At 43.0% G+C, this 23600-nt stretch carries 18 protein-coding genes; 1 reads left to right on the top strand and 17 read right to left on the bottom strand.

What is annotated here, in order from left to right; all coding sequences use genetic code 11:
• Positions 1-9: 9 nt before the first annotated feature.
• From AABM38_RS03625 to proC, 15 genes are all read right to left on the bottom strand, one after another.
• The gene (locus tag AABM38_RS03625) at positions 10-3255 is read right to left on the bottom strand and encodes a cellobiose phosphorylase (RefSeq protein WP_423409177.1); all 3246 of its coding nucleotides are present in this window, start codon (positions 3253-3255) and stop codon (positions 10-12) included.
• On the bottom strand, positions 3224-4558 hold the full coding sequence (locus tag AABM38_RS03620) for a GH1 family beta-glucosidase (protein WP_423409176.1): 1335 nt from the start codon (positions 4556-4558) through the stop codon (positions 3224-3226). Before AABM38_RS03620 ends, AABM38_RS03625 begins: the two co-directional genes overlap by 32 nt.
• 22 nt (positions 4559-4580) lie before the next feature.
• Positions 4581-5315, bottom strand: coding sequence for a glycoside hydrolase family 16 protein (locus AABM38_RS03615; RefSeq protein ID WP_423409175.1), 735 nt, complete (start codon positions 5313-5315; stop codon positions 4581-4583).
• Between the two features lie 1130 nt (positions 5316-6445).
• A complete protein-coding gene (locus tag AABM38_RS03610) occupies positions 6446-7951 on the bottom strand; it encodes a response regulator (RefSeq protein WP_423409174.1) in 1506 nt (501 codons plus the stop codon).
• A complete protein-coding gene (locus AABM38_RS03605) occupies positions 7944-9806 on the bottom strand; it encodes a sensor histidine kinase (RefSeq protein WP_423409173.1) in 1863 nt (620 codons plus the stop codon). Before AABM38_RS03605 ends, AABM38_RS03610 begins: the two co-directional genes overlap by 8 nt.
• Positions 9807-9973: 167 nt before the next feature.
• A complete protein-coding gene (locus AABM38_RS03600) occupies positions 9974-11620 on the bottom strand; it encodes an ABC transporter substrate-binding protein (RefSeq protein ID WP_423410640.1) in 1647 nt (548 codons plus the stop codon).
• 204 nt (positions 11621-11824) lie between these two features.
• Complete coding sequence (locus tag AABM38_RS03595; protein WP_423409172.1) at positions 11825-12724, bottom strand: carbohydrate ABC transporter permease; 900 nt, start codon at positions 12722-12724, stop codon at positions 11825-11827.
• 14 nt (positions 12725-12738) lie between these two features.
• On the bottom strand, positions 12739-13725 hold the full coding sequence (locus AABM38_RS03590) for an ABC transporter permease (RefSeq protein ID WP_423409171.1): 987 nt from the start codon (positions 13723-13725) through the stop codon (positions 12739-12741).
• A 246-nt stretch (positions 13726-13971) separates the two neighbouring features.
• Positions 13972-14661 (bottom strand): hypothetical protein, encoded by a 690-nt coding sequence (locus AABM38_RS03585; RefSeq protein ID WP_423409170.1) that lies wholly within the window; start codon positions 14659-14661, stop codon positions 13972-13974.
• Positions 14658-15410, bottom strand: a complete 753-nt coding sequence (locus AABM38_RS03580; RefSeq protein ID WP_423409169.1) for a hypothetical protein — start codon at positions 15408-15410, stop codon at positions 14658-14660. Before AABM38_RS03580 ends, AABM38_RS03585 begins: the two co-directional genes overlap by 4 nt.
• On the bottom strand, positions 15385-16287 hold the full coding sequence (locus tag AABM38_RS03575) for an ATP-binding cassette domain-containing protein (RefSeq protein WP_423409168.1): 903 nt from the start codon (positions 16285-16287) through the stop codon (positions 15385-15387). The genes AABM38_RS03580 and AABM38_RS03575 overlap by 26 nt, the downstream gene beginning before the upstream one ends.
• Before the next feature lie 3 nt (positions 16288-16290).
• A complete protein-coding gene (locus tag AABM38_RS03570) occupies positions 16291-16671 on the bottom strand; it encodes a GntR family transcriptional regulator (RefSeq protein ID WP_335378029.1) in 381 nt (126 codons plus the stop codon).
• A 353-nt stretch (positions 16672-17024) separates the two neighbouring features.
• Positions 17025-17249, bottom strand: coding sequence for a hypothetical protein (locus tag AABM38_RS03565; protein WP_335378030.1), 225 nt, complete (start codon positions 17247-17249; stop codon positions 17025-17027).
• Positions 17250-17325: 76 nt separating this feature from the next.
• Positions 17326-19047: an ABC transporter ATP-binding protein gene (locus tag AABM38_RS03560; RefSeq protein ID WP_423409167.1), complete on the bottom strand. Its 1722-nt coding sequence runs from the start codon at positions 19045-19047 to the stop codon at positions 17326-17328.
• 105 nt (positions 19048-19152) lie between these two features.
• A complete protein-coding gene (gene proC, locus AABM38_RS03555) occupies positions 19153-20001 on the bottom strand; it encodes a pyrroline-5-carboxylate reductase (RefSeq protein WP_423409166.1) in 849 nt (282 codons plus the stop codon).
• Positions 20002-20382: 381 nt separating this feature from the next.
• On the opposite strand from proC, the gene AABM38_RS03550 reads away from it, so the two are divergent.
• Positions 20383-21387 carry a UvrB/UvrC motif-containing protein gene (locus AABM38_RS03550; RefSeq protein ID WP_423409165.1) on the top strand — a complete coding sequence of 335 codons (1005 nt, stop codon included), beginning with the start codon at positions 20383-20385 and terminating at the stop codon, positions 21385-21387.
• 51 nt (positions 21388-21438) lie between these two features.
• Here AABM38_RS03550 and AABM38_RS03545 read toward each other — a convergent pair whose 3' ends face one another.
• Complete coding sequence (locus AABM38_RS03545; protein WP_423409164.1) at positions 21439-22854, bottom strand: HAMP domain-containing sensor histidine kinase; 1416 nt, start codon at positions 22852-22854, stop codon at positions 21439-21441.
• The gene (locus tag AABM38_RS03540) at positions 22838-23524 is read right to left on the bottom strand and encodes a response regulator transcription factor (protein ID WP_423409163.1); all 687 of its coding nucleotides are present in this window, start codon (positions 23522-23524) and stop codon (positions 22838-22840) included. The genes AABM38_RS03545 and AABM38_RS03540 overlap by 17 nt, the downstream gene beginning before the upstream one ends.
• Positions 23525-23600 lie beyond the last annotated feature (76 nt).

Here is a 23600-nt window from a genome sequence, read left to right as displayed (position 1 = left end):
CACATTCTCTTAATCTAAATAAACTTCAATTCTCTCAACGAGACCGTCGCGCACTTTTTTCGCATATGATCCTTGGATTCTGTCTCCCTCGAGTTCAACCTGGCTGCCATCAATATGCAGGACGTACTTCACTGTTTTTGCCCCATCCTCGCCATATGTGTTCTTTCGGTCAGGGTTCTGGTAAGTGACTTCTGTCTTGCCCAATAATGTGAACTGGACGTTACCTTTATCATCAAAAAGCCATGCTGGTAAAATAGGCTGCAGCTTTAACGTCAATTCATCATCTTTAACAGCAAAAGCTTCTTTGCCAATCATCATCAGCTGCAGGATGCTTAAAAACTCGGCCGTCGTTCCGCTCAGCCTGGCCACAAACCCCTGGCCATGAACAGCCTGATCCGGATTGACACTGCTGGCAATGAAGGATGAGTTTTCAAGGACACTTCTTCCGTATACACCTGGATCCATGAATGGAGGCAGGGCATGATTCAAATCCTCAAAGAATTCATCATACAAGCCCGACTTCAGGACGCTGAGAAGATATTTGAATTCCATATGCATGAAAATGGATTCCCGCTCAAGCCAGCCTGGTGTAAAGGCCCTCGCACGCCCGATTTCGAAGGTTTGCTCTTCCAGAGATCCGGAAGTTTTGTACATTTTCAGTTTTGAATCGAAAATTTCAGAGTTCCTGACATGCTGATAAATGGATTGTGCTGTTTCCTGGTCGGCAGTCTTAAGCTCTCTTGCTGGCCCCTCGAGGAAATGCGGCAGCATCGAGACTTCAAATGATTGAACCTTTACCAGCGGAAGTCCTTTTTTATTTGTTCTCACTTCTCCGTTTTCGTCGATGAACTTTTCCCACTTCACAGCTTCAAAAGCAAAATAAGTTGGAATAAGTCCGTTGCCGATCTGGGTGGCACGAGCAATACCTGCTTTCGTCTTTTCGAGCATTTTACCTGCATCAGCCGCAAGCTCTTGAAGAGTAACCTTCACTTCTTCGCCAGCAAATCCATTTCTAACCTTTTCGCGATACTGTTCGCGGGCAGTCGCAATCTGATTCCAGTAACTGAAATCATCTAGTTCGCCGGTTTTATATTGTTCAAGATTTCTTTTTACAGAATCAAGCAATGAATAGACCTCAGCCGGAAGGGAAATCTTCAACTCAGACTCCTGTCCAGAAACAGCAACAAAATCTAGCAGACGCTTCAGTTCCAGCGTTTCACTCATTGCCGAACCAAACAATCCTGGCAGTCCGTTCATCGAATCATTCCAGCCTGGCTTGTTCGCCTCCATCTCCACGCCCATGCCATAGGGGTCAAGGGTGGTGAATTTAATCATTGCCAGCATGAAAAGTTTACTGTACAAGCTGGAAGTATAAAGTTCGCCATCTGGCTTCTTCACCCATTCAGAACCACTTTGATGTCCCAGTTCCGTAATCGCATCGTACTGGCGGACCTTCCCGTTAACAAGGACATATTTCTCTGAACGCGGATTCACCACGACCGGGCTGTAAAAGTATTTGTAACCGAGATCCTCGAACAGCAGCTGCTGCTTGTTTTCAGGAAAGACCTTCAGATAGTTTTCAATCAAGTCAAGATTGTACGTCCAATGGTCCATCCAGTAGCCTTCACCGAACTCTGCTTCGATATTTTGGCTGCTTCGTGACAGAACTTTTTTCAGGAAATCAGGAAGCGCGATCTTCAGCTTGATGTCCCTGTCCGAAATACTTTGGAGCAAATCTCCTGGTGTAAAGGTTCCTGCAAGCTTTTTCTTGATGAATTCAGCATCAGCGGAATCACCAACCAGTTCATCCAGCCAGCCCCACTCTGCCTTGTCTGTCAGTTCAAAGCTTGCCCCTTTGACAACGAGAGGGTTATAGCCATCTGCCTGGATCAGGCTCATGAATAGCTTGATGTTATAATCTCCGGTCTCCGGATGAAAAAAAACATCATTGCGGCGATTCTGGTTCACATCGCGGAAATTCCCGTTCCCCTGGGAGAAGAACTCAGGCGCAAGCGAAAAGAAGTTATAGTCTCTTTCAAGGTCTCCGTGTTTACGGGAAAAAACATAATAGATGTACGGTTCATCATCTGTCTCCAGTGATATTGGATAGCCCCCGCGCAGCACATTGTCAAGATAACTCTGTTTCACGTAAGCATCAAAGAGCGGAGAACCCGTTTTTGTCAGCGCGTCGTCCGTAATGGATGATACAAGGCTCTGACTTTCCTGATACTTGCGTTCGATATAGCCAGCCCCGGTAATTTTCGCTGCTTTCTTATTCATGATCTCGATATCCCTGACATGGCCAATCAAAGTATGAAAAGTGATTTTTCCACCTTGCTCAAGTTCCTGCCCTATGGCAGAAAAACCGCACGGTACCTTATTGGATGTAACCGGCTCAGCAGATGTAAGCTCCTCTGCCGTTTTTGCTTCAAACTCGTTCGGATAAGAAAGCGAGCTGTTGAACCCAAAAATCAAATCAGCGTCGACGATTGGTGAAAGCAATTCGCCATCCTCGGAAAAGCTCATGTAAAAATGGCCTTTCGAAACCTCTTCGACTTCTGCTGAATCATTCGTCGAAGAACGGACACGGTAGTAAGGAATGTTGTTTTTAAGGTTGAAGACATCCATCCAGCTTTTCAGTGTGTTCCCGACTGCTTTGTAGGCAGCGTCATCAATGCCAAAAGGAATGATCGCCGGAAGCCCGTCAAGGATTTCGAGTTGTATCGCACGGCCTGAAAGATTCTCGATTTCAACTTTCCTGACCAACGCACCAAAATTCTCATTTGGCAGCGTAAAATAGGTAACCAATGTTTTAATCCCATATTGGTGGTTAACCTCTTCAATTTTTAATTCATTCTCTTTTATATACATGTTCCTCGTATGGTTCTTCGTGCCGCCATAAGCCGAAAAGGGTTCAAAAACAGTGCTGCCATTTTCTCTAGTCAGCTTTATGAAGGTACGGAAACCATTCGTGGACACACGCTGGTACGCCTGGTTAGCAGGGAAAAACTCGGTAATGGCATGGTTTTTATCCTGAACGCCAAAACTCACTATTCCCTGGCCACGGTTCACGTAAAAGGACCAGACCGGAATCCCGTATAATCCTGCAAGTCCTGGCAGGAAGCTCGAAAAGGTTTTAGCCTGATCGAACTGCTCTATTACAAAATATTGCTGATCGTTGATACGATATTTTTCCATCATTCTCACTCCGAAGCTATTGGATTTAGATTGAACGGTTCCTGATGATTTCGGCATAGCGATGTCCGCTATCCTTAAGAATTCTTTCCTGTGTTTCAAAGTCAACATAAGTAATCCCAAAACGCTTATCGTACCCAAACGCCCATTCAAAATTATCAAGAAGCGACCATAAGTAATAGCCGGCGATTTCCATGCCCTCTTCATTCAGCTGTGCAACAGCCCGGATATGCTTCTCTACGTAATCCTGGCGCTCGACGTCATGTACTCTGTGGTCATCCGCAACGTGATCATCAAACGCAGCGCCATTTTCAGTTATATAGATTGGCAGTTTCGTATACTCTTTTCTCAGTCGGCGAATCAAATCTTTGAATTCTTCCGGCGCAATATCCCATCCCATTCCCGTCTTAGGGTAGTCTGAATACGCATTCCTGAACAGGAAATCAGACGCTGCATGGAATTCAATTAAACTACGGTTGTAAAAGTTGATTCCAAAGAAATCACAGTCAATCGAAATCTTCTCCAAGTCACCCTCCTGGATAAAATCATAGGAATGAACATATTTAGAGAATAAATTCATCATGTCGACAGGATAAGATCCTTTTAAGACCGAATCAAGGAACCATCGATTCGTATACCCGTCTGCATTATTGGCAGCCAATTGATCGTTGACGGAGCTCGAGGCAGGGTACATTGGTGATAGATTCAACGTAATGCCAATTGGTGTTGATGACTTGAATTTCCCTTTTAACAGGTCGACAGCTTCACCATGGGAAAGAAGAATATGATGAACTGCCTTTAGAGCTTCTTCCATATTCGTATGTCCGGGTGCATGAATACCGAGGTGATAGCCGAGAAAACCCGCGCACCATGGCTCATTATGGGTAATCCACATGTCCACCTGTTCATCCAATTCCTCGTAACATTTTTCTGCATACTCCAGGAACCAGTTAACAGATTCCCGATTCGTCCAGCCGCCCTGTTCATGTGCCCACATCGGCAAATCCCAATGATAGAGCGTAACAGCAGGCTTGATGCCATTTTCAATCAAACGTTTGATTAATTTTTTATAAAAGTCCATTCCGTCCTGATTGTACTTGCCCTGCTCAGGAAAAATCCTTGGCCAAGCAATGGAGAACCGGTAAGAATCCACTCCAAGCGTTTTCAGCACTTCGATGTCTTTTTCATATAGATGATAATGGTCACATGCGACATCGCCGTTATCCATATTGAAGACCTTGCCTGGCGTACGCGAAAACTCATCCCAGATGGACATCGTCCTGCCATCCTCCTGGTAAGCGCCTTCAATTTGGTAAGAAGAAGTTGCGGTACCGAAAATAAAATCCATTGAAAATCTGTTCATATGATGCACACCTCAACCTAATCTATTTATCTGTTTTCTTATAAACTTTTATATAATCAATGGTCATACGTTGCGGGAATTGGGTCGTTTCATCAGGGTATCCCGGCCACTTCCCTCCGACAGCGAGATTGAACTGCATGAAAAATTCCCGGTCAAATGGAGCAAACCCATTCTGTTGTACTCCGGTTCCGATCGCCTTGCTGAACCATTCATTCTGAACGGCATAGAGGACTCCATCGACATACCATCTCAACTCCCCAGGCTCCCAATCTAACGTAAAAACATGAAAATCATCTGAGAATTTTTTGTTTTCAGGGAGCTGGTAACTTTCCCCGGTATAGGTATGCGGGACGCCATAATGCAGCGTTCCATAGACCGTATCAGGCTGATGTCCAATCTGCTCCATAATGTCGATTTCACCGCAGGCCGGCCAGCCGGTATAACGCTCCATGTCTTCAGGCATCATCCAGATCGCAGGCCATATTCCTTGCCCCTCAGGCAATTTTGCCCGAATGGAGAAGCGTCCATATTTCCATGCCGCTTTGCCCTTTGTCGTCAATTTAGCGGAAGTGTAAGGCATACCCTCATACTCTTCCTGTCTAGCTTCCAGCACGAGCATACCATTCTCGATTCTCGCGTTTTCCTTGCGTGCCGTGTAATACTGGGATTCTTCATTTCCAAATCCCCAGCCGCCCTCAACAAAATTCCACTTGCCAGAATCGATCTCAGGTTCCGTAAAAGAATCCTCCCAAATCAATTCCCATTCATCTGAGTTTTCATATTTTGAAAGCGTAATCATTTCATTGTTTAAAGAATTCGGATTTTCGTCTGCCTTATCGATCTGAACCGCTCCTTTCTTAAAGCAGAATGGTTAGAAACATATGATTACATCTTATTTTACCGTTGCCGGGAGAACTTCTTGAGATAGAGAATTTTGAATAGGGTGCTGATATTTTAGGACTTGCGAAATAATATGGATTTCTTACGCGGTGTGTTTACCATTGGACATTGCGAAGGAGATAATCGACAGTTGAGTGTTCCAATGAGTTCCATTGGAACATCGGGAAGGTGAAAACCGTCAGTAGAGTGTTCCAATAAGGTCTATTGCAACATCGAGAAGGAGATAATCTGCTGTTGAATGTCCCAATAAGGTCTATTAGAACACCGAGAAGGTGAAAATTGCCCATTGAGTGTTCCAATAAGTTCTATTGGAACATTGGGAAGGTGAAAACCGCCAGTAGAGTGTTCCAATAAGCTCCATTGGAACATCGAGAAGGTGAAAATTGCCCATTGAGTGTTCCAATAAGGTCTATTGGAACATCACGAAGGTGAAAATTGCCCGTTGAATGTTCCAATAAGCTCCATTGGAACATCGCGGAGGAGATATTAGGCAGTTGAATGTTCCAATGAGGTCTATTGGAACATCGAGAAGGTGAAAATTGCCCGTTGAGTGTTCCAATAAGGTCTATTGGAACATCACAAAGGTGAAAATTGCCCGTTGAGTGTTCCAATGAGGTCTATTGGAACATCGAGAAGGTGAAAACCGCCAGTAGAGTGTTCCAATGAGGTCCATTGGAACATCGAGAAGGTGAAAATTGCCCGTTGAGTGTTCCAATAAGGTCCATTGCAACATCGAGAAGGACAAAATCGGCATTAGAGTGTTCCATTAAACTCCATTGGAACATCGCGAAGCAGATAATCGCCAATTCAGTGTTCCAATAAGCTCCATTGGAACATTCCGAAGGAGAAAAACCGCCAGTAGGTTGTTCTAATAATGTCAGATCCTGATCCCACACACCTCCAACCAAAAGAAAAGACTGAAGGCTGACTCAATTTCTCAGCGAGTCAGCCTTCAGTCTGAATGGATGGAAGCATTAATCCCATCCATTAGTTCATTTCCCTAAATTCCTTAGGCGAAATCCCTTCAATTTCCCTAAACACTCTAGCAAATTGCTTTGGATTCTTATAACCTACCATCTCACTGATTTCGAATACCTTATAATCGGTTTCCTTCAGTAAGCGTCTTGCTCCTTCAATCCTGACCATTTTCAGGTAATCTACGAAGTTCTGGCCTGTGTATTCCTTGAACATGTGGCTGAAATAGGAATAGTTCAGTGAAATGTAATTTGAAACGACGGCCAGGTTTAAATCCTTATGATAATTTTCCCTTATATAGCTGATGGCCCGGTCCATGTATTTTTGCTCGGAGTAAACCGATTTCATCTGTTTGTTGTATTCATGGATCCTCATCAGCAGATCCTCAAGTGCGCGGACATACTCGTGAAAGTTAGGGAAATTGTAGATATCGCCTATCTTATTCAATAGCTTGAATGTCTCGAGCGATTCCTCTCCCAGCCTGGCAAAAAAACCTTTAAAGATAATTTCATTGATTTCTTGATTAAGATTTTCAAGATAGCTTATGCTGCTGTTCGAAATCACATCAAAGTCCATCACCTGCAACAGGTAGGACTTTATTTCCTTTTCCCGCTCTGTACCAAGCATGTTGGCAATTTTATTAATTGACTCGCTTGGCATGGAGGAGGAATCTTGTTTCTCTTTAATCTTTTCGTAAAAAATAACCTGGCATCGCGGATATAAAAAATGATATTTTAAAGCATTCTCTGCCTGCTGGTAATACGTCTTCAATTCCTTAATATCCTCAGCTTTTTCACTGATCCCTATTGCAAATGCAAAATACCTGTCTCTTCCGAATTGCTCCTTTAAGTGTGAAAACACCTGACTGTCCGGAGAAATGATGACTGCCCGATTATCTTTATCGAGAAATGAAAGGTTAGCTGAATCTGTCGGGAGCAGCTGATTGATTTTATTTAGAAAATCTTCCCCTGCTAGTTCACCTTCCTGATCAATGATTCCTACATAATAACCTTCCGAATAGGAATCAATCTGCATTTTATTAAAAAGCTGGACCAAATCCTCTTTTAGCAGATTTGGATTGAGCAATATGTAATTCAGCTGGCTGGCGCGGTAATCATTCATATGCTCATTTGACCTTTGATTACGGGATTCGAGCTCTTCAGTGATTGTATCCAATGTCTTGAAAAGCTCTCCCCGGTTAACTGGCTTAAGCAAATAATCCTTTACCTGATGCCTGATGGCTTCTTTTGCATAGGCAAAATCGTCATAGCCGCTCAGGATGACGAGCGCAGGCTTTTTATCCATATTCTCAAGTTCCTTGATCAGCTGGATTCCATCTAGATGCGGCATTTTAATATCGGTAATCAATATGTCAGGTTTAATTTGCTTTATACTTGCTAGGGCTTCCATGCCGTCTGCTGCAATAAAGGTTTCGTATGCAGGGTACTCCCTTTTGATCATCGCCTGTATCCCAAGACGGATATTCTTTTCATCGTCCGCTATAAGGATTTTATACATTCTGGCTGCCTCCCCTCAATAGTTTGCAAGGCATTGTTACTGTGACCATCGTGAATTCTCCTTCAACACTCGTTACAGATATGCCATATCCATCACCATAGTAAAGTTTAATCCTTTCATTGACATTCACAATTCCAATCCCATTGCCGTTGTTGACAGAAGCTGTTTCAATTGTTTGACCGGATTGGATGCTTGCATTCAGTAATTCACTTTGAGCAGCTGACATCCCAACCCCGTTATCGGTGATTTCAATGATGACCGACTCATCCAAATACCTGGCGCTTACATTGAGGACGCCATTACTTGAAAGGTTTTTCGGAATGATCCCGTGTTTAATCGCATTCTCTACAATTGGCTGAAGGGACATTTTTAAAACTTCCAGGTCAAGCAGATCTTTATCCACATCGATATTTAATTCAAGCAAACCATCTAGCCGAAGATTCATTATATCAATATAATTCTTTATATAATTCAGCTCTTCCTCAAGGACAACGAAATCATTTTTCCACCTGAGGTTATATCGCATCATTTCTCCCAGGGAGGTGACCGCATCGGAAATCTCGTATTTCCCTTCGATTTCAGCCATCATCTTGATATTCTCAAGTGTGTTATATAAAAAATGAGAATCAATTTGTGTTTTTAGCGCCTTTAATTCTGTTTCTTTAGCGGCGGCCTGTTTATTGACCGCATCCGCAATCAAGTTGTTTATTTTTCCGAGCATGCTTTTAAAATGGAATCCGAATTCAGCAATTTCATCATATCCGCTGACATCCACATCAAAGGCGAAATCACCTTTTTCTACACGTGCCATTGAATCTTTCAGCTTATACATCCTTTTCAGCAGCAAGGAAATCAATACATACGTGAACAAGGAAAGCACGATGACGAGGAAGATGATGCCGCTAAGGATGATATTCCTAGTCTTGGCTGTCTCTGCATATAGACTTTCAAGAGAAATCACATTCAGCATATAAGCTTCCAAATCCTCTATATTGGCAGTGATGACCAGGTACGGGGTGCCCTTATTTACAAATTGAAAGCTCCCTGTACCATCCTTTTTCGATTTGCTGAAATGGTGTATCAGCGCTTCAGGATCAATTCCATGATCTTCAAAAAAGGTATCATGATGATTTCTGATCATATTCATATCCTTGTCAAGGACCACATAGACAGAATCAGGGTCATTCTTCGTTCCGAACATTTTAGGAAAGAAATTCTTCAGGAACATATTGATTTCAATGATGCCCAAATGTTCATCCTTGGGGAAATCGAGTTCCCGTAGCAGCGAGATTTTTGATGTGTTTTGAGATGGCAGCCTTTCAAGCACGTCCTCAGTCTGCTGGTCAAACCACCAGAGTTCCATTCCATTCCGGCTGATTACCTCATCTCTCCAAGGCTTTTTCATGATCCGCTGCTCTCTGAAAAGAATCGGCCACATCTCGGTAATATAGGGGTTCGTCGTATACACTCGTATATTTTCGATCGCAGGATTGTTCGCCTGCAATCTGGTGATATTTGAGAGTTCATTCATCCTGAAATCGATGAGCTGATCGACATTTGCTTCATTCCTTGTTTTCACGAATTCAAGGAATTCCATATCAGAAACAACCATTTGGGCCGTCCGTCTCATGGATTCGATGTTATTTTTGATATGTACTTGTTCGATTTCAAGGGCATTCTCATTTTTAACGCTGATTTCGTGTATCGCTCTGTCGTAAACATCCCTGGAATAAATGATCGTGGAGATGATAATCGGGATTATGATAATGATAATATAAAGTCCAATTAGTTTTTGCTGCAGGGAAAGCCGGTTTAATCCGTCAGAAAGCTTTTTCAGTGTTTCTGGCATTATCATGTTTCTCACTTCCATTATTTTTTCAGGATACCAACAGTATAAATTTTTTTGCTTTTTAAAAATAGGGGAAGTGTTACGAAAGAATGAACAATTATTCCATCCGCAAATAACAGGAATAGACCGCCCCTTTTAAAAAACTTTTAAAAGGGACAGTCTTGTGAAAGGGTTTATTTTGCTGCGTCTAGTTTCTTCTTGTTCTGTTCGAACATTTTTTGCTGATATTCTTCGACTTTGTCGTATCCATAAGAATCACGCTTCTTCAAGAAATCCTTGAATGTCTTATCGAACTCTTTATCAGATTTTGCAAGCAGCAGCTTCGGAAGTGTTTTGCCCCATTCCTGTGCGATCTTGCTTGCTGAAACGCCTTCTGCAGAAGTTCCAGTCGGGCTGATGCCATCAAACTCGGCGTAGCTGACTGTCTTTCCTTTTGTCCAGTCTTCCATTTGCTTGAATGGTTCTGAAGCAGGAGGTGCCCATGCAAGACTCATGTTTGTATCCATAAGCATCCAATATTTGAACGATGCGCCATACTTCTGGTCAAACGCTGCACGGTCCTTATTTAATAGATCCAATACTTCTGGTTTGAATTCAGGCTTTCCGTTCACTACATCATACGTTTCGCCCTCTTTACCCATGTAAAGGTCCATTTGGCCTTCTTCACTGATCAGGTAAGATAGGAATTGGATCGCTCTTTCTTTGTCTTTAACGTCTTTTGAAATCAATGTAACCGTCCAGCCTGAGATGCTGTCGCCTGCTAATGCCGGTCCATCTCCCTTGGAGTTCGCTGGTCCGTCAACTGCGATATAAACAGAGTTAGGGTCTTTCGCATACAATGCGTGCTGCTGTGCTGCAAGGTCACTGCGCTGGTAAAGCATTGCGAAGTATCGGCCCTGTGAAATTTTTTCTTCCATTTGTGGGCGCTTGTCGATGAAGATATCTTTTGCAAGAAGGCCCTTTTCATTTGCCTGTCTGAATGTCTTTAACCATGCAAGATATTCAGGATCCTGGCTGCGGTCATACACTTTTCCGTCCTTTTCCATTGGAATAGCAAGGAAGTTCTGAAGATAGCCTTCAAGGGATGTGTTTCCTACATCAGTAAATTCATTTAAACCAAACGGAATAAGCGGTGCGCCGTTCACTTCAGGGAATTTTTCTTTTGCAGCTTCAAGAGCCTTCAAGAATCCTTCTGGTGTGCTCATGTCCGGGCTGCCAATCGCTTCATACATATCCTTTCTTACTAGGAATGTCTGATTGGAAGGCTTAAGGTCTTTGTATTTGTCAAAATCCTTTGGTGAAGAAGAAGCGTTTGGATAACCGTACGTGTTGCCATCCTCTTGCTTATACCACTCAAGCTTTGCTCCATCTGCCACTTTAAAGAAATAAGGATCATATTGGTCAGCAAGTTCATTTAATGGAAGGACTAGTTCTCCTTCAATCATCTTTTTAACTGCATCTTCCCACCAGCCTAATGTGATGAAATCAGGCAGTTTGCCAGATGCGATCATTGTGTTCATTTTCTCAGCTTCGTTTCCAGCTGGAGAAATGTAGTTGATTGAAACGCCTGTTTTATCTGTTACATACTTGGAAACAGCATCGTCGCCCCACTTATGTGCGAACCAGGAGAAGTTCACATACCAGTCGAAGGTGATTGGTTCCTTGTTTGACTGCCAGCCAGGAGCATCAGCAGTAGCTTTTGGTTTGTCGTTCTTTTCTCCCTCATCGGAAGCGTTTTCATTTGTCTTGCTCGTACAGCCTGTAAATAATGCCAAAATCAATGATAGTACAAGCAGCATTGAAAAACCTTTTGAAAACATGTTTCTCCTCATATTTTGACCCTCTCTCTTATTTGTTTTTTGGGCCACCATTATCAATTTACACTTCTTTAAAAGGATGGGAAAGGCTTTTTGGAAAATGCCAGCCTTTCCCTCATTTAAAGGGGGTAGCGCTCAGGATTGATAATGACGCCGATTTATTTAAATTTCTTCTATGAAGAAAATTTAAATCCACTTCAGTTTGGATCAGCCTTTAACTGAACCAATCAGCATTCCTTTTACAAAGTACTTTTGCAGGAAAGGATACACGAGCATGATTGGAAGCGTAGTGACGACCATTGTTGCCAGTTTGATAGATTGTGAAGTCACTGTTTTCGTCGCAACTGTTCCCGCCGCATTTGTCATCATCTGATTGGAACTGGATTCAGCTACAACTTTGTACAAATACGTTTGGATTGGCTGCAAATCCGGGTTATTCACAAAGATGACTCCGGCAAAGTAGTCATTCCATTGATACACTCCCTGGAACAATGCAATCGTTGCGATAACAGGCATCGAAAGCGGGATGATGACTTTGATGAAAATCATGAAGTCGTTCGCACCATCTATTTTTGCTGCTTCCTCCAGGGAAGTTGGCAATTCTCTAAAGAATGAAACAAAGATAATTAAATGGAAGAAGTTGAACATAGTCGGAATGATATAGACAAGGAAGTTGTCAAACAACCCTAAATCCCTGATTAATAGAAAGTAAGGAATCAAACCGCCGCTGAAAAACATCGTGATGATACCGACCAGCATATAGAAGTTCCGGCCGTAAAGGTCGCGCCTTGAAATTGCGTAGGCAACCATCGCGGTAAAAAACACATGTGTGATGGTTCCGATCACCGTTTTGGCAATGGTCACGCCAAAGGATGTGACAATCCCAGGGGTTTCAAAAACAGCTTTGTAGTTGGCGATAGTAAATTCCCGCGGCCACCAGTAAATTCCGCCTCTCATCGCATCCACTCCATCGTTCAGTGAATTCACGACAACGTACCAGATTGGGTAAACGGTAATCGCACAGATAAAAATCATGATTAAAATGTTAACATTATCAAAAATGTACTCACTTGTGGTTCGCCGATTCCGTTTAAAAAGCTTAAACATGAATCCTCACCCCCTTAGAATAAAGATGTTCCATTCAATTTTTTCGTAATCTTATTAGCAGATAGAAGCAGGATGAAGGCAATGATCGCTTTTAATAATCCAACCGCTGTTGCGTAAGAGTACCTGGCATTTTGCAATCCGAGCTGATAGACATAGATGTCAATTACATTACTGGCGCTTTCATTTAAAGAGTTCCTGAGAATCAGGATCTGATCGAAATTCGAATTCAAAACACCGCTTACAGCAAGAATGAAAAGAATCGTAATCGTTGGACGAATCGATGGCAATGTTACATGCCACATCTTTTGGAAGCGACTTGCTCCATCAATCGTTGATGACTCATAAAGCTCTGGCGATACACCGGCAATCGCTGCAAGATAGATGATCGCTGACCAGCCAAGCTCTTTCCATATGTCCGATAAGATGACAATCGCCCAGAAGTTATCAGGCTCAGCAAGGAAGTTCGTGCGTTCACTGATCAAACCGAGACCTAGCAAAATATCATTGATGACACCGATATCTGCAAGCCACGTAGTCAGGATCCCTCCGAGTACGACCCAAGAGATAAAGTGGGGCAAGTACGAAATCGTCTGGACTGCCTTCTTGAATTTCATCGAAGTAAGTTCATTAAGCATAAGCGCGAATATAATTGGTAGCGGAAAGCCGATCACCAATTTAATCAAGCTGATTCCGAGCGTATTTTTCAGGACAATCCAGAAATTCTCATCCTGGAGGAATTCCTTGAACTGCATCAGTCCGACCCACGGTGCTTCCGAAATGGTGCGGATAATGCTGTATTCCTTAAACGCAATGATTAAACCATACATAGGGACATAGTTGAAGATGAACATCCACACGACCCCAAGCAGGGCCATAAACTGTAAATACTTTTGACTGATGATGGTCTTTTTTATTTTTTTGAATTTTTCTCGTTTCGTGCTTGTTTCAATAATGGGGCCATTCACCTGTTGTTCGACTGGTTGCTGAATTTTGACTTCCATTGTTTCACCACCTTGGCTGCTCTTGTCTTTCTATCTCTATAGTAAAAAAAAGCGCTTGCATTTATAAGCCATCGAATTTTGCTTATGGTACCAATTTTTTAGGTTTATTTTCAAAGCCGAAAATATTGATACTATCGCATTGGTATCGTTTTCAAAAGTCATGTTGGAAAGGGAACTATTGCAGCTGTGCATAAATCCCTTGGAGAATAGAAAAAACCCCTCCATGAAGAGGGGTTTCCAGTTTAGTTAGTTAACCACTTGCCCGTCACCGCTGATTTCTATATCAGCAGGAACCCGGATGTAAAGGAATTCCATTCCTTGCATCATGCCGTATCCATTGCTTGATTGCTCTCCATATTCGGAGAACTGCGTGAATGGAAAAGCATTCGAAAACTTTACCAGCTTGATTTCGACAGGGTCGGTTGGAAATATTTTCAGAGTTGCATCAGCCAGTTTGATTTCGGGTGATGGGAAACGGTCGGTTATATCAATATTGTCCAAATAGGAAAAAGTGGAGTAATGAGCCACTTGTACTTTCTCCTCAAGGGAATCTACTTTCTCAATGAAGATTTGTGCATTCTGATTCATATTCTTAACGTCTAAAAGCTGTTCTTTGAGCGAAAATTCCCAGGAGTCTTTTTTGATGAGTCCTTCCGCTTCATCAATCTTTCCGGATTCAAGGGTGGGATAAATATCGCTATTCAGCCTATCGTGTTCCTCTATTTCTTTATCAGTCAGATGATCACCTTCGAAGGTGTCCTCCACCGATACCACTAGAGATAGAATTCCAGCCCCCAGCAGGATCATGAAGTATGCCGCGAAAATTTTCGTAGTCCCGTATCCGCTCATGAACCTCGCACCAAAAAATTTATTGGAAATCCCTCCGAAACTGAGCATCAGCAGGATGATAATGAATAAAAGAAAGACTACACTCATTTTCTCACCTCCAGACTATTTGAGACCCAGGCCGAGATTCCGTAGGCAAACGCGGAAGCAAGCAGTACTTTTAACACAAATAACAGAAAGGAAGTTTCTCTCACAAAAATTTGTCCGATATCAATCACAAAAGTTGACTCACTGGCCAGGAATACATTTAGGAACAAACTGCCGAAAAGGAGCCCAGGAATAATGATCATAAAAACCTTGCTCCTTTGGACCAGCATACCGACCAGGTATCCGATTGCGGTGAATAAGAACAGATACAGGATGGTGGCAGCAGCACCCTCAGCCATTTGCAGGACTGTCAAATGCTGGCTTACGATGAACTCCCGATCCTTCAGGAAAAAAATAGCCAGCTTTAACGATTGACTTGCAAGCACAAATGTAACCCCGCCGATCACACTTGCCCAGCCGAGGAACAGGATGTTTGCTAAATGGCTGCTCAGTCTGTTGGACACAAAAGCGTAATCATCAAAACGATAGGCTTGAGTGGTGACGACGATGGCTGAAATGAACGCCCAGATCATCATGAAAGCAATAATGATATTGCCCGAATAGTTTTTCATATCGTAGCTGAATGTATCAGAGCCGCCGCCCCCTCCCCCTTCTCCGCCAAGAGAGAACAGGAGGGCCATTACCTGCAGGATCATCAGTGAAGTAAACATACCTCGAAAAGATTTCAGCTTGAAGCGGAACTGTTTTTTTACAATATCCCACAGACTAACCTTTGTTAAATACATCATCAATCCCACCCTTCTCCTGGCTCGTCAAGTACAGACAGAGATCCTCATTTGAAATCGTCGAGAACTCCAGGCCGCTTTTTATCGCAGCCGCAATCTGGTCATCGGAAAGTTCATTCCGGATCACTCCAAACGTCCGGCCGAAACTTTCTTCGCTCTTATGGAATACCTCATGGCCGCGAATCCAATGGTTGACGGCTTCTTCTTTCCCGCTGACGACTACGGCATACTCACGCAGCTCTTCAACGGGCATATGGAGAAATTGTTTTCCATCCTTTAAAAGTAAAATATCTTCCAGAATGTCCTCGACCTCACTCAAATGATGGCTTGAGATGATGATTGTCCGCGGATGGGCGATGTAATCCTTCAGCAAGGCCCGGTAAAAATCCTTCCTGACTCCTGCATCCATTCCGTTTGTCGGCTCATCGAAAATGGTCAAAGGACAGCGTGCTGCCAATCCTAAAATCGCGTTGAATGTATTCTTCATTCCCTTTGAAAGCCCTGCATGTGTCTGCTTTGGGTGGAGAGAAAAATAGTCGAACAGGTTCCTGGCCAGTTTCATGTCCCAGTTCGGGTAAAAGTACGCTGCTGTCTCGAGAAGTTCCTCCAGGTTCAGGGCCGCCGGCAAATTCATGTCATTATCAATCATGATCAGATTCGCCGATACCATTAAATTATTGAATGGATGTTCGCCAAACACCCTGACGTCCCCTGACGTTTCCTTTATAAAACCGGCTGCAATTTTCAGCATCGTCGTCTTTCCGGCACCATTCCTGCCAATAAGGCCTGTAATCTTATTTTCCCCGAGTGAAAAAGTAAGATCATCCAGGGCTTTTTTCTTTCCATATGCTTTAGTTACCATATTGAATTCCAGTACACTCACCGTTTACTCCCCCTTTAGTTCCCGTTTCGCTTCCTGGATCATTGCAATCAATTCCTCTACCGTCACCTGGAGGTGTTCAGCTTCTCTCACCAATTCTGCCACCAATGACTTCAATGTCTGATTCCTCCGTTTCACAGTAATAATTTCCTTCGCTTCTGCGGATACGAACATCCCAAGACCGCGCTTTTTATATAGGATGTTTTCATCCGCTAAAATATTCAACCCTTTTGCCGCTGTCGCTGGATTGATGTTCAGCATCTCCGCAAGCTGGTATTGGGAATACACCTTCTCATCCATCTTGATACTCTCGCTAAGGATCTCCGTTTCCAGCCACTCAGCTATTTGGATGTAAATTGGTTTCATGCTATCTGAATTAAGGATCAATACCGTACCTCCTTTAACAGTTCCATAGTACATTACTGTTGTAATGTACTATATAATATTTTCTATAATTTAACAAGGGTTTTTTACCCAAAAAATAAGAAAAGCGCTGGAGGGCCTGACAGTGAAGTCGTTCTTTGACTTCATTGGCAGGACCGAAATTGAAATGTATAGCCGACTGCCCAGAAACGCAGAAACTGGAGACTCCGACAAAGAAGCGCTTTTTGCTTCTGCCGGCGGAGTTGAAGTTTCGGAGTTTCTAGGAGGCGAAACTAGACAAGCGACTCGAGGGGCTAGGCGCTGGAGCTGGACAAATAAAAAATACCCCTTCGCTAGCAAAAAGGGGTATTTCCTGTTTATAATATTTTTGTTTTTTCCAGAGGGCTCTCAAGCGTCATCTGGTTCAATTCAATTCTCATTTTCTCTGTTTCCAGCAGGAAGTTTTCATGTTTGAGTTTTTCTAGTTCGATTTCGTCTTTTATCATGTTGTGTTTGATCTTGGCTGTTTTTCGGAAATGGCTTGTAACAATGGCGGTAAGTGGTATAGAAAATACCATGATAATTGTTATCGTTCCTGTCATGGAACATCACCCCAGCAAGATTATTTTAGACTATAGGACTATCATAGCAAATTACCAGGAAAATTAAACCAGATATTTACACAGAAGTCTCGAACTGTACTTTATGAAGATTGGCAAAGATGCCACCCTGTTCGATCAACTCATCATGGCTGCCCTCTTCGGCAATTCCGTCTTCCGTTACCACGACGATTTTGTCAGCGCTTCGGATTGTTGCCAGCCTGTGTGCAATGACGAGTGTCGTACGATTTTTTGATAGATCGGCGAGCGCGCCTTGAATGATTCTTTCAGTCTCAGTATCTAGTGCTGAGGTTGCTTCATCCAGAATGAGGATCGGCGGATTCTTCAGGAACATCCGGGCAATCGCAATCCTTTGTTTTTGTCCGCCTGAAAGCTTCAGGCCTCGTTCGCCGATTTGCGTTTGATAGCCATCTGGCAAAGAAGCGATGAAATCTTCGAGGTGAGCCTGCTTTGCCGCTCGGACAATATCTTCGAACGACGCACCAAGTGAACCATAGGCGATATTTTCTCGAAGCGTGCCCGTAAAAAGGAACACATCCTGCTGGACGATTCCAATCTGGGAGCGCAGCGATTTCTTAGTAATATCACGAATATCCATGCTATCAATAAAAATTCCGCCGGTTTTCACATCGTAGAAACGCGGAATCAGCGAGCAAATCGTCGTCTTTCCAGCCCCCGATGGACCGACAAACGCGACTGTATCTCCATGGTTGATTTTCAAATCAATGCCTTCAAGAACAGGCTTTTTATCATCATAGCTGAAGGTAACATCACGGAATTCAATATTCCCTTTTAAATGAGCAACCTCAATGGCATCCTCCCGGTCGACGACGTCCGGATCCTGGTCCATCAGCTCAGTGAATCTCTTAAAGCCCGCCATTCCTTTTGGATAAAGCTCAAGAATTGCACTGATTTTATCAATCGGTTTAAACAAGACATTGACATACAGGACAAAGCCGACCAGTTCCCCATAGCTCAATGTGCCGCGGAAACTTAGCCACGCACCATACACAAGAACGACAAGGACCATCAATCTTGTCAGCATATAGATGCTCGAGGCGCTGAATGACATCACCTTGTATGCTGTCAATTTCGCTCTGCGAAACTTGCGGTTATTCGTTGTGAATCTCTCAATCTCATAGTCTTCATTCGTAAAAGACTGCACGACACGGATCCCGGAGACGCTGTCTTCGACTCTCGCATTGACGTCAGCAATATCACTGTACATATTCTTCCACGCAGCATTCATCTTAAGATTCGTATACGTAATCAGCCAGATGAGAAACGGCACGATGATCATTGTAATCATTGCCAGCTTGACGTTAATCGTAAGCATGATCCAGAACGCACCCACGAATGTCATCGCCGCGATAAACAAATCCTCTGGACCATGGTGGGCAAGTTCCCCTAAATCAAACAAATCGTTGGTGATCCTGCTCATAATATGACCCGTCTTCGTATTATCAAAAAAGCGGAACGATTGCTTTTGGACATGCTGGAAAAGCTGCTGCCTCATATCCGTTTCAATGTTAATCCCAAGTTTATGCCCCCAGTAGTTGACAATGAACTGGAGAAAGGTACTCAGCACATAAAGTGACAATAAACCGATGCTCACGCCAACAATCGTATTCCAGTTCCCGCTTGGCAAAAGCGTATCGATGAACCACTGGACCGAAAGCGGAAACGCCAGCTCCAGCAGTGCGACAATGACGGCACTGCTAAAATCAATGATGAATAACCGCCGATGAGGACGATAGTATGTAAAAAATCTTCTAATCATTTCTGTATCTCCTTTGCGTTCTTCAAGTGATTATATGCCAAGGAGTTACACTTTTTCAATAATTCTGTAAAAAAATAAAATCCTCCCAAACAGGAGGATAATTTTTTAAGAAGATACTAGAATACCTTCAAGCTCTCTATTCATTTCCCTGGACCTTTTAGCCGCATGGTTAACAGCCTGAGTAATGGCCTGGCCGCCGTTATACTTTCGTAAGGCATTCAGTCCTGATGCTGTCGTTCCGTTTGGAGAGGTCACATTTTTTCTGAGGACGGCTGGGTTTTCGTCCTTTTCCATGATCATTTTCGCTGCACCTAAAATCGTTTGAGCAATGATTTCGCGGACCATTTTCTCTTCCATGCCATTTTCAGTTCCTACCTGTTCCATATGCTCCATTAAATAATAGAAATAAGCCGGGCCGCTGCCGGCAAGTCCAGTGAAGATGTCCATCTGGGCTTCTTCAATAAGGAACACCTTCCCCATGCAGCTCAGTAATTCTTTCACGTCGTCCATGTTTGCTTTTGTCGTATTCTTTCCCGGAGACATGGCCGTGGCTGACTCCTTGATCATGCTCGATGTGTTAGGCATAACCCGCACCACCTGCTGTCTATCCTTGAGGTTCTCTTCCATAAACCCTGTTGAAATTCCAGCCAAAACAGATACAACAACCTGATATGGAGTAATTTTATCCTTCAATGCCTCTAGAGCTTCCGATGCTCCGTTTGGCTTCATCGCTAAGATAAATAAATCAATTTCATCATAAGGAACCTCAGCTTGAAGGACTCCATTTATTCCGTACTTGTTCTCAAGCCGCTGCAGTCTTGCCCCATTGCTTTTATTCGTCACAAAGACATGTTCCGGACAGATTTTGCCCGACTTCACTATTCCGGCAATCATCGATTCCGCCATCGACCCTGCACCCAGGAAGGCAACCTTTTTATTTTTCAACAAGAGCATTCACCTCGAAAAGTATTTTTGTTCGTACACCGTTCGCATTTTATCAACGGTTCTTATGGTAACACGCTGAAAAATAGATTCAAGGGTATTGCCAGGATTGGTGAGGAAATGGGCGAGATAGTGAAGAAAAGCGCTAACAAATGGAATATGACTGTGATTTGTTGGCGATAAAGAGGCTCATTCCTCGATTTCGTCCAAATAAGAGTAAATATGAGAAGTGATAATTTCGGTTCTATATACCAAGTTCAGAAAACGTACGATTCAAATAGAAATTGATATACTAGATTCGAGTCATTCTACTTATTATGCAGATAAGGAATGAAAACGATGAATGTAAAAGAAAAAGTAAAACAGCTTCCATTAACTCCGGGAGTTTATCTTATGAAGGATCAACAAGGAACCGTTATTTATGTTGGAAAAGCTAAAAGCCTTAAAAAGAGGGTTCAAACGTATTTCCAAAACACGGCCTCCCATCCCCAAAAGATAAAGAAAATGGTCGCAAACGTCGATGACTTTGACTATATCCTTACAGATACAGAATTTGAGGCTTTCATGCTTGAATGTAAACTGATCAAAGAATTAAAGCCTTTGTTTAATAAGAGAATGAAAAGCCATCTTTCCTATACCTATATCAAAATAAAAACAGATGGCCCTTACCGCCAAGTCTTCATCACTCCAGACAGGGAAGAACATGATGCTGCCCTCTATTTCGGACCATATTCCAGTCCAATTTATGTAAAAAAAGCAATCGAGAACCTGAAAGAAGCTTTCCATATGAATTGCCTTCATCCGCTCAAGGGTTTTCCATGCTTGAATTACTCTCTCGGGAAATGCAATGGCTTGTGCCTGGGTGGAGATGCTGTTGGACAATACAACGCGATTGTTGATAAGTTTATAGCTTTGCTTCAAGGAACTGACACGGAAATTCTTGAAGGATTGCAGAGAAAAATGGAGCAGGCTTCTGAGGAATTTCGATTTGAAAGAGCGGTTAAATACAGGAATTACATTAAGTCCTCATCTCTCCTAATATATAAGGAAAGTGTCATCCATTTTTCTGAGGAGAATAATAACATTGCAGTCATTGAACGTCTGAGTGATCAATCGGTGAAATTATTTCTGATTAAGGGGCATGAAATCATCTTCAGCGAAAAATTCGCATTTGAGAATGTAGAGCAGCTATCTAAAACAATCAGGAGACATTTTCAAGAGAACGCTCATAGGGAATCCCTCACTATCAGCAAGGGAAATCTCGATCAAGCTCAAATCATATATAGTTATTTGAATAGCACGAATGCGAGATTCACCATCATTCCTGATCACTGGATTGAATCCAGAGAGTTTGCTGAATTAGATGTTAAAATTAGAGAGTTGTTAATGAATATTTGATCGTAAAGGGCTGCAATTTTATGATTGCAGCCTTTTACTACTATTAACCCTTTAATTCTCTTTATCCCAAACAATTGAAAAAGTAGTTCCCTGTGGGCTGCTTTCTTTTAAAATCAAATCTGCTCCTAAAGCACGGGCCAGCATTTTGCTAAAAGGGAGCCCCAGACCAAGTCCTCTGACTTTGAGTTTCTTCTGTTCACCTCGGAAGAAGCGTTCAAATACAAAAGCTTGTTCTGCTTCAGGAATGCCTGAACCAGTATCTTTGATATCAATCCTTCCATCGGAAAGAATGATGGATATGGAACCATTTTTACCTATTGCCTGAAAAGAGTTATTCAATAAGTTGATTATGATTTGCTGAAGCCGAAGCGGGTCCGTCATTTTATCGATGGTATAATCAGGCATTATTACATTCAAATCAACAGGCTCATTTTGTGTTACCTGCCATTGCCTGCCAATCTCCTGAACAAGTTTGTTCATATTGCAGTTTTCTGTACGTATCGTAAAAGCACCGGCAGCTAATGAGTTAAAATCAAGCAGGTCAGCGATCATCGTCTGCAGTCTTTGAATCTCTTTTAGCGTGATATCCAAAAATCCCTTACTCTCATCACCTGTCACGATTCCATCCCTGACAGCCTGAACAAGACCGCTTATGGAAGTTACGGGAGTTTTTAAATCGTGCGTCACACCTGCCAATAGCTCTGCACGCATTTGCTCAAGCTGGATGAGACGGTTGGTCATTTCCTTGAATGAGGTGACCAATTGATAGATTTCCAGCTCGGTATGCTCTGTATCGAGAGTGATATCGTAATCTCCCTCTCTCACCCTGGCTGCTGCCTGTGCAACGTCCTGGATTGGTTTCAGGATTTTTTTGGAAAGTAAATAGATGACGAGCCACCCAAGCAGACCTAATCCTACCAGCAAAATAATCAACAGCCGATATTCTTGATCGACGTTCGACAGATCAGCTTTACTTTGCATGACGACAACCCAGCCGGTTTGCCTGTCATCAATTTTCAAAGGGGATTTAACGGCGTAAACGTCAACACCATTTACCGCGATTTCCTGTACAGTATCTTCCCTTTCAAACACCTCTTGAGGGACTTGCCCAGCATTATGTCTCGGACCGCCACCTGGACCACGGTGTGATGGCCCAAGGTTTAAAACATTCCCATCCAAATCGGTAATATAAAGCTGAGGCTGATTTTCCATTTGAAGGATTTTTGCGCGCTCCTCAAGCCTGCGGTCAAAACGATCAAAATCATCATTATTATTGGATTGAGCAACGCGGTCTGCTGTTTCGACGGCCAGGTACTCCATTAAATTCAAGCGATTCTCCAGTGTGGTTTGTTTAATCCACCACATCGAACCAGCCGCAAGAAGAGCTAGTCCGGCAATTAGAGTGAAGAGGTACCGTGTTGTCCAGTACCGCAGCAAAGTAGTTTGCTTTTTACTTTTCGTAAACACTGAACTGATACCCCAATCCTCTTAGCGTCCGGATTTCTCCCTGCGATGAAGGCCAGGCTGACAGCGACTGGCGGATTCGTTTCACCGATAAATCCACTGCCCGGTCACTGCCGTCATAATCCATTCCCCATATATTTTCAATCAAATCTTCTCTCGTAAAGGTTCGATTCGGTCTCTCTGCTAAAAAAAAGAGCAAGTTAAGATCTTTTGGCGTTAAGACAACTGGTTCGCCACCAATCGAGACAACATGTGAATCCAAATTAATTTTCAAGCTGCCAAACTGTTTCGTGTGGTCAGAATCCAGGACATTTGAAGGTCGGCGAAGCACGGCATTGACTCTGGCAACCACTTCTTCTCCAACAAACGGCTTTGAAATGTAATCGTCCGCGCCTTGATTCAGTCCTTTCAGCCGATAATCGATATCTCCGAGGGCAGTCAGCATGATGACCGGACACGGACTGGTTTTGCGAATCTCCTTCAGAACATCCCAGCCATCCATTCCAGGAAGCATAACATCAAGCAACACGAGATTTGGTTGATTTGCTGTAAACGCATGCAGCCCTTCCAGCCCATCGAATGCCTGAACCACATCATAGCCTTCATGTTTTAGATACACAGCTAATACCCTAGAAATCGTTTGTTCATCTTCAATAATTAATATGGTCTTCATTGCTGCCCCTCCATCATGAAAAGCTGAAAACGCCTTAATAGTGGATAACGTCGACTATAAATGGCACCTTATTCTT

The organism is Heyndrickxia sp. MSNUG, from assembly GCF_049532715.1.
In the GTDB taxonomy this organism is placed as follows: domain Bacteria; phylum Bacillota; class Bacilli; order Bacillales; family Cytobacillaceae; genus Mesobacillus.
Note: the sequence above shows the minus strand (reverse complement) of the source record. Positions and strands in the feature narration are given on the sequence as shown.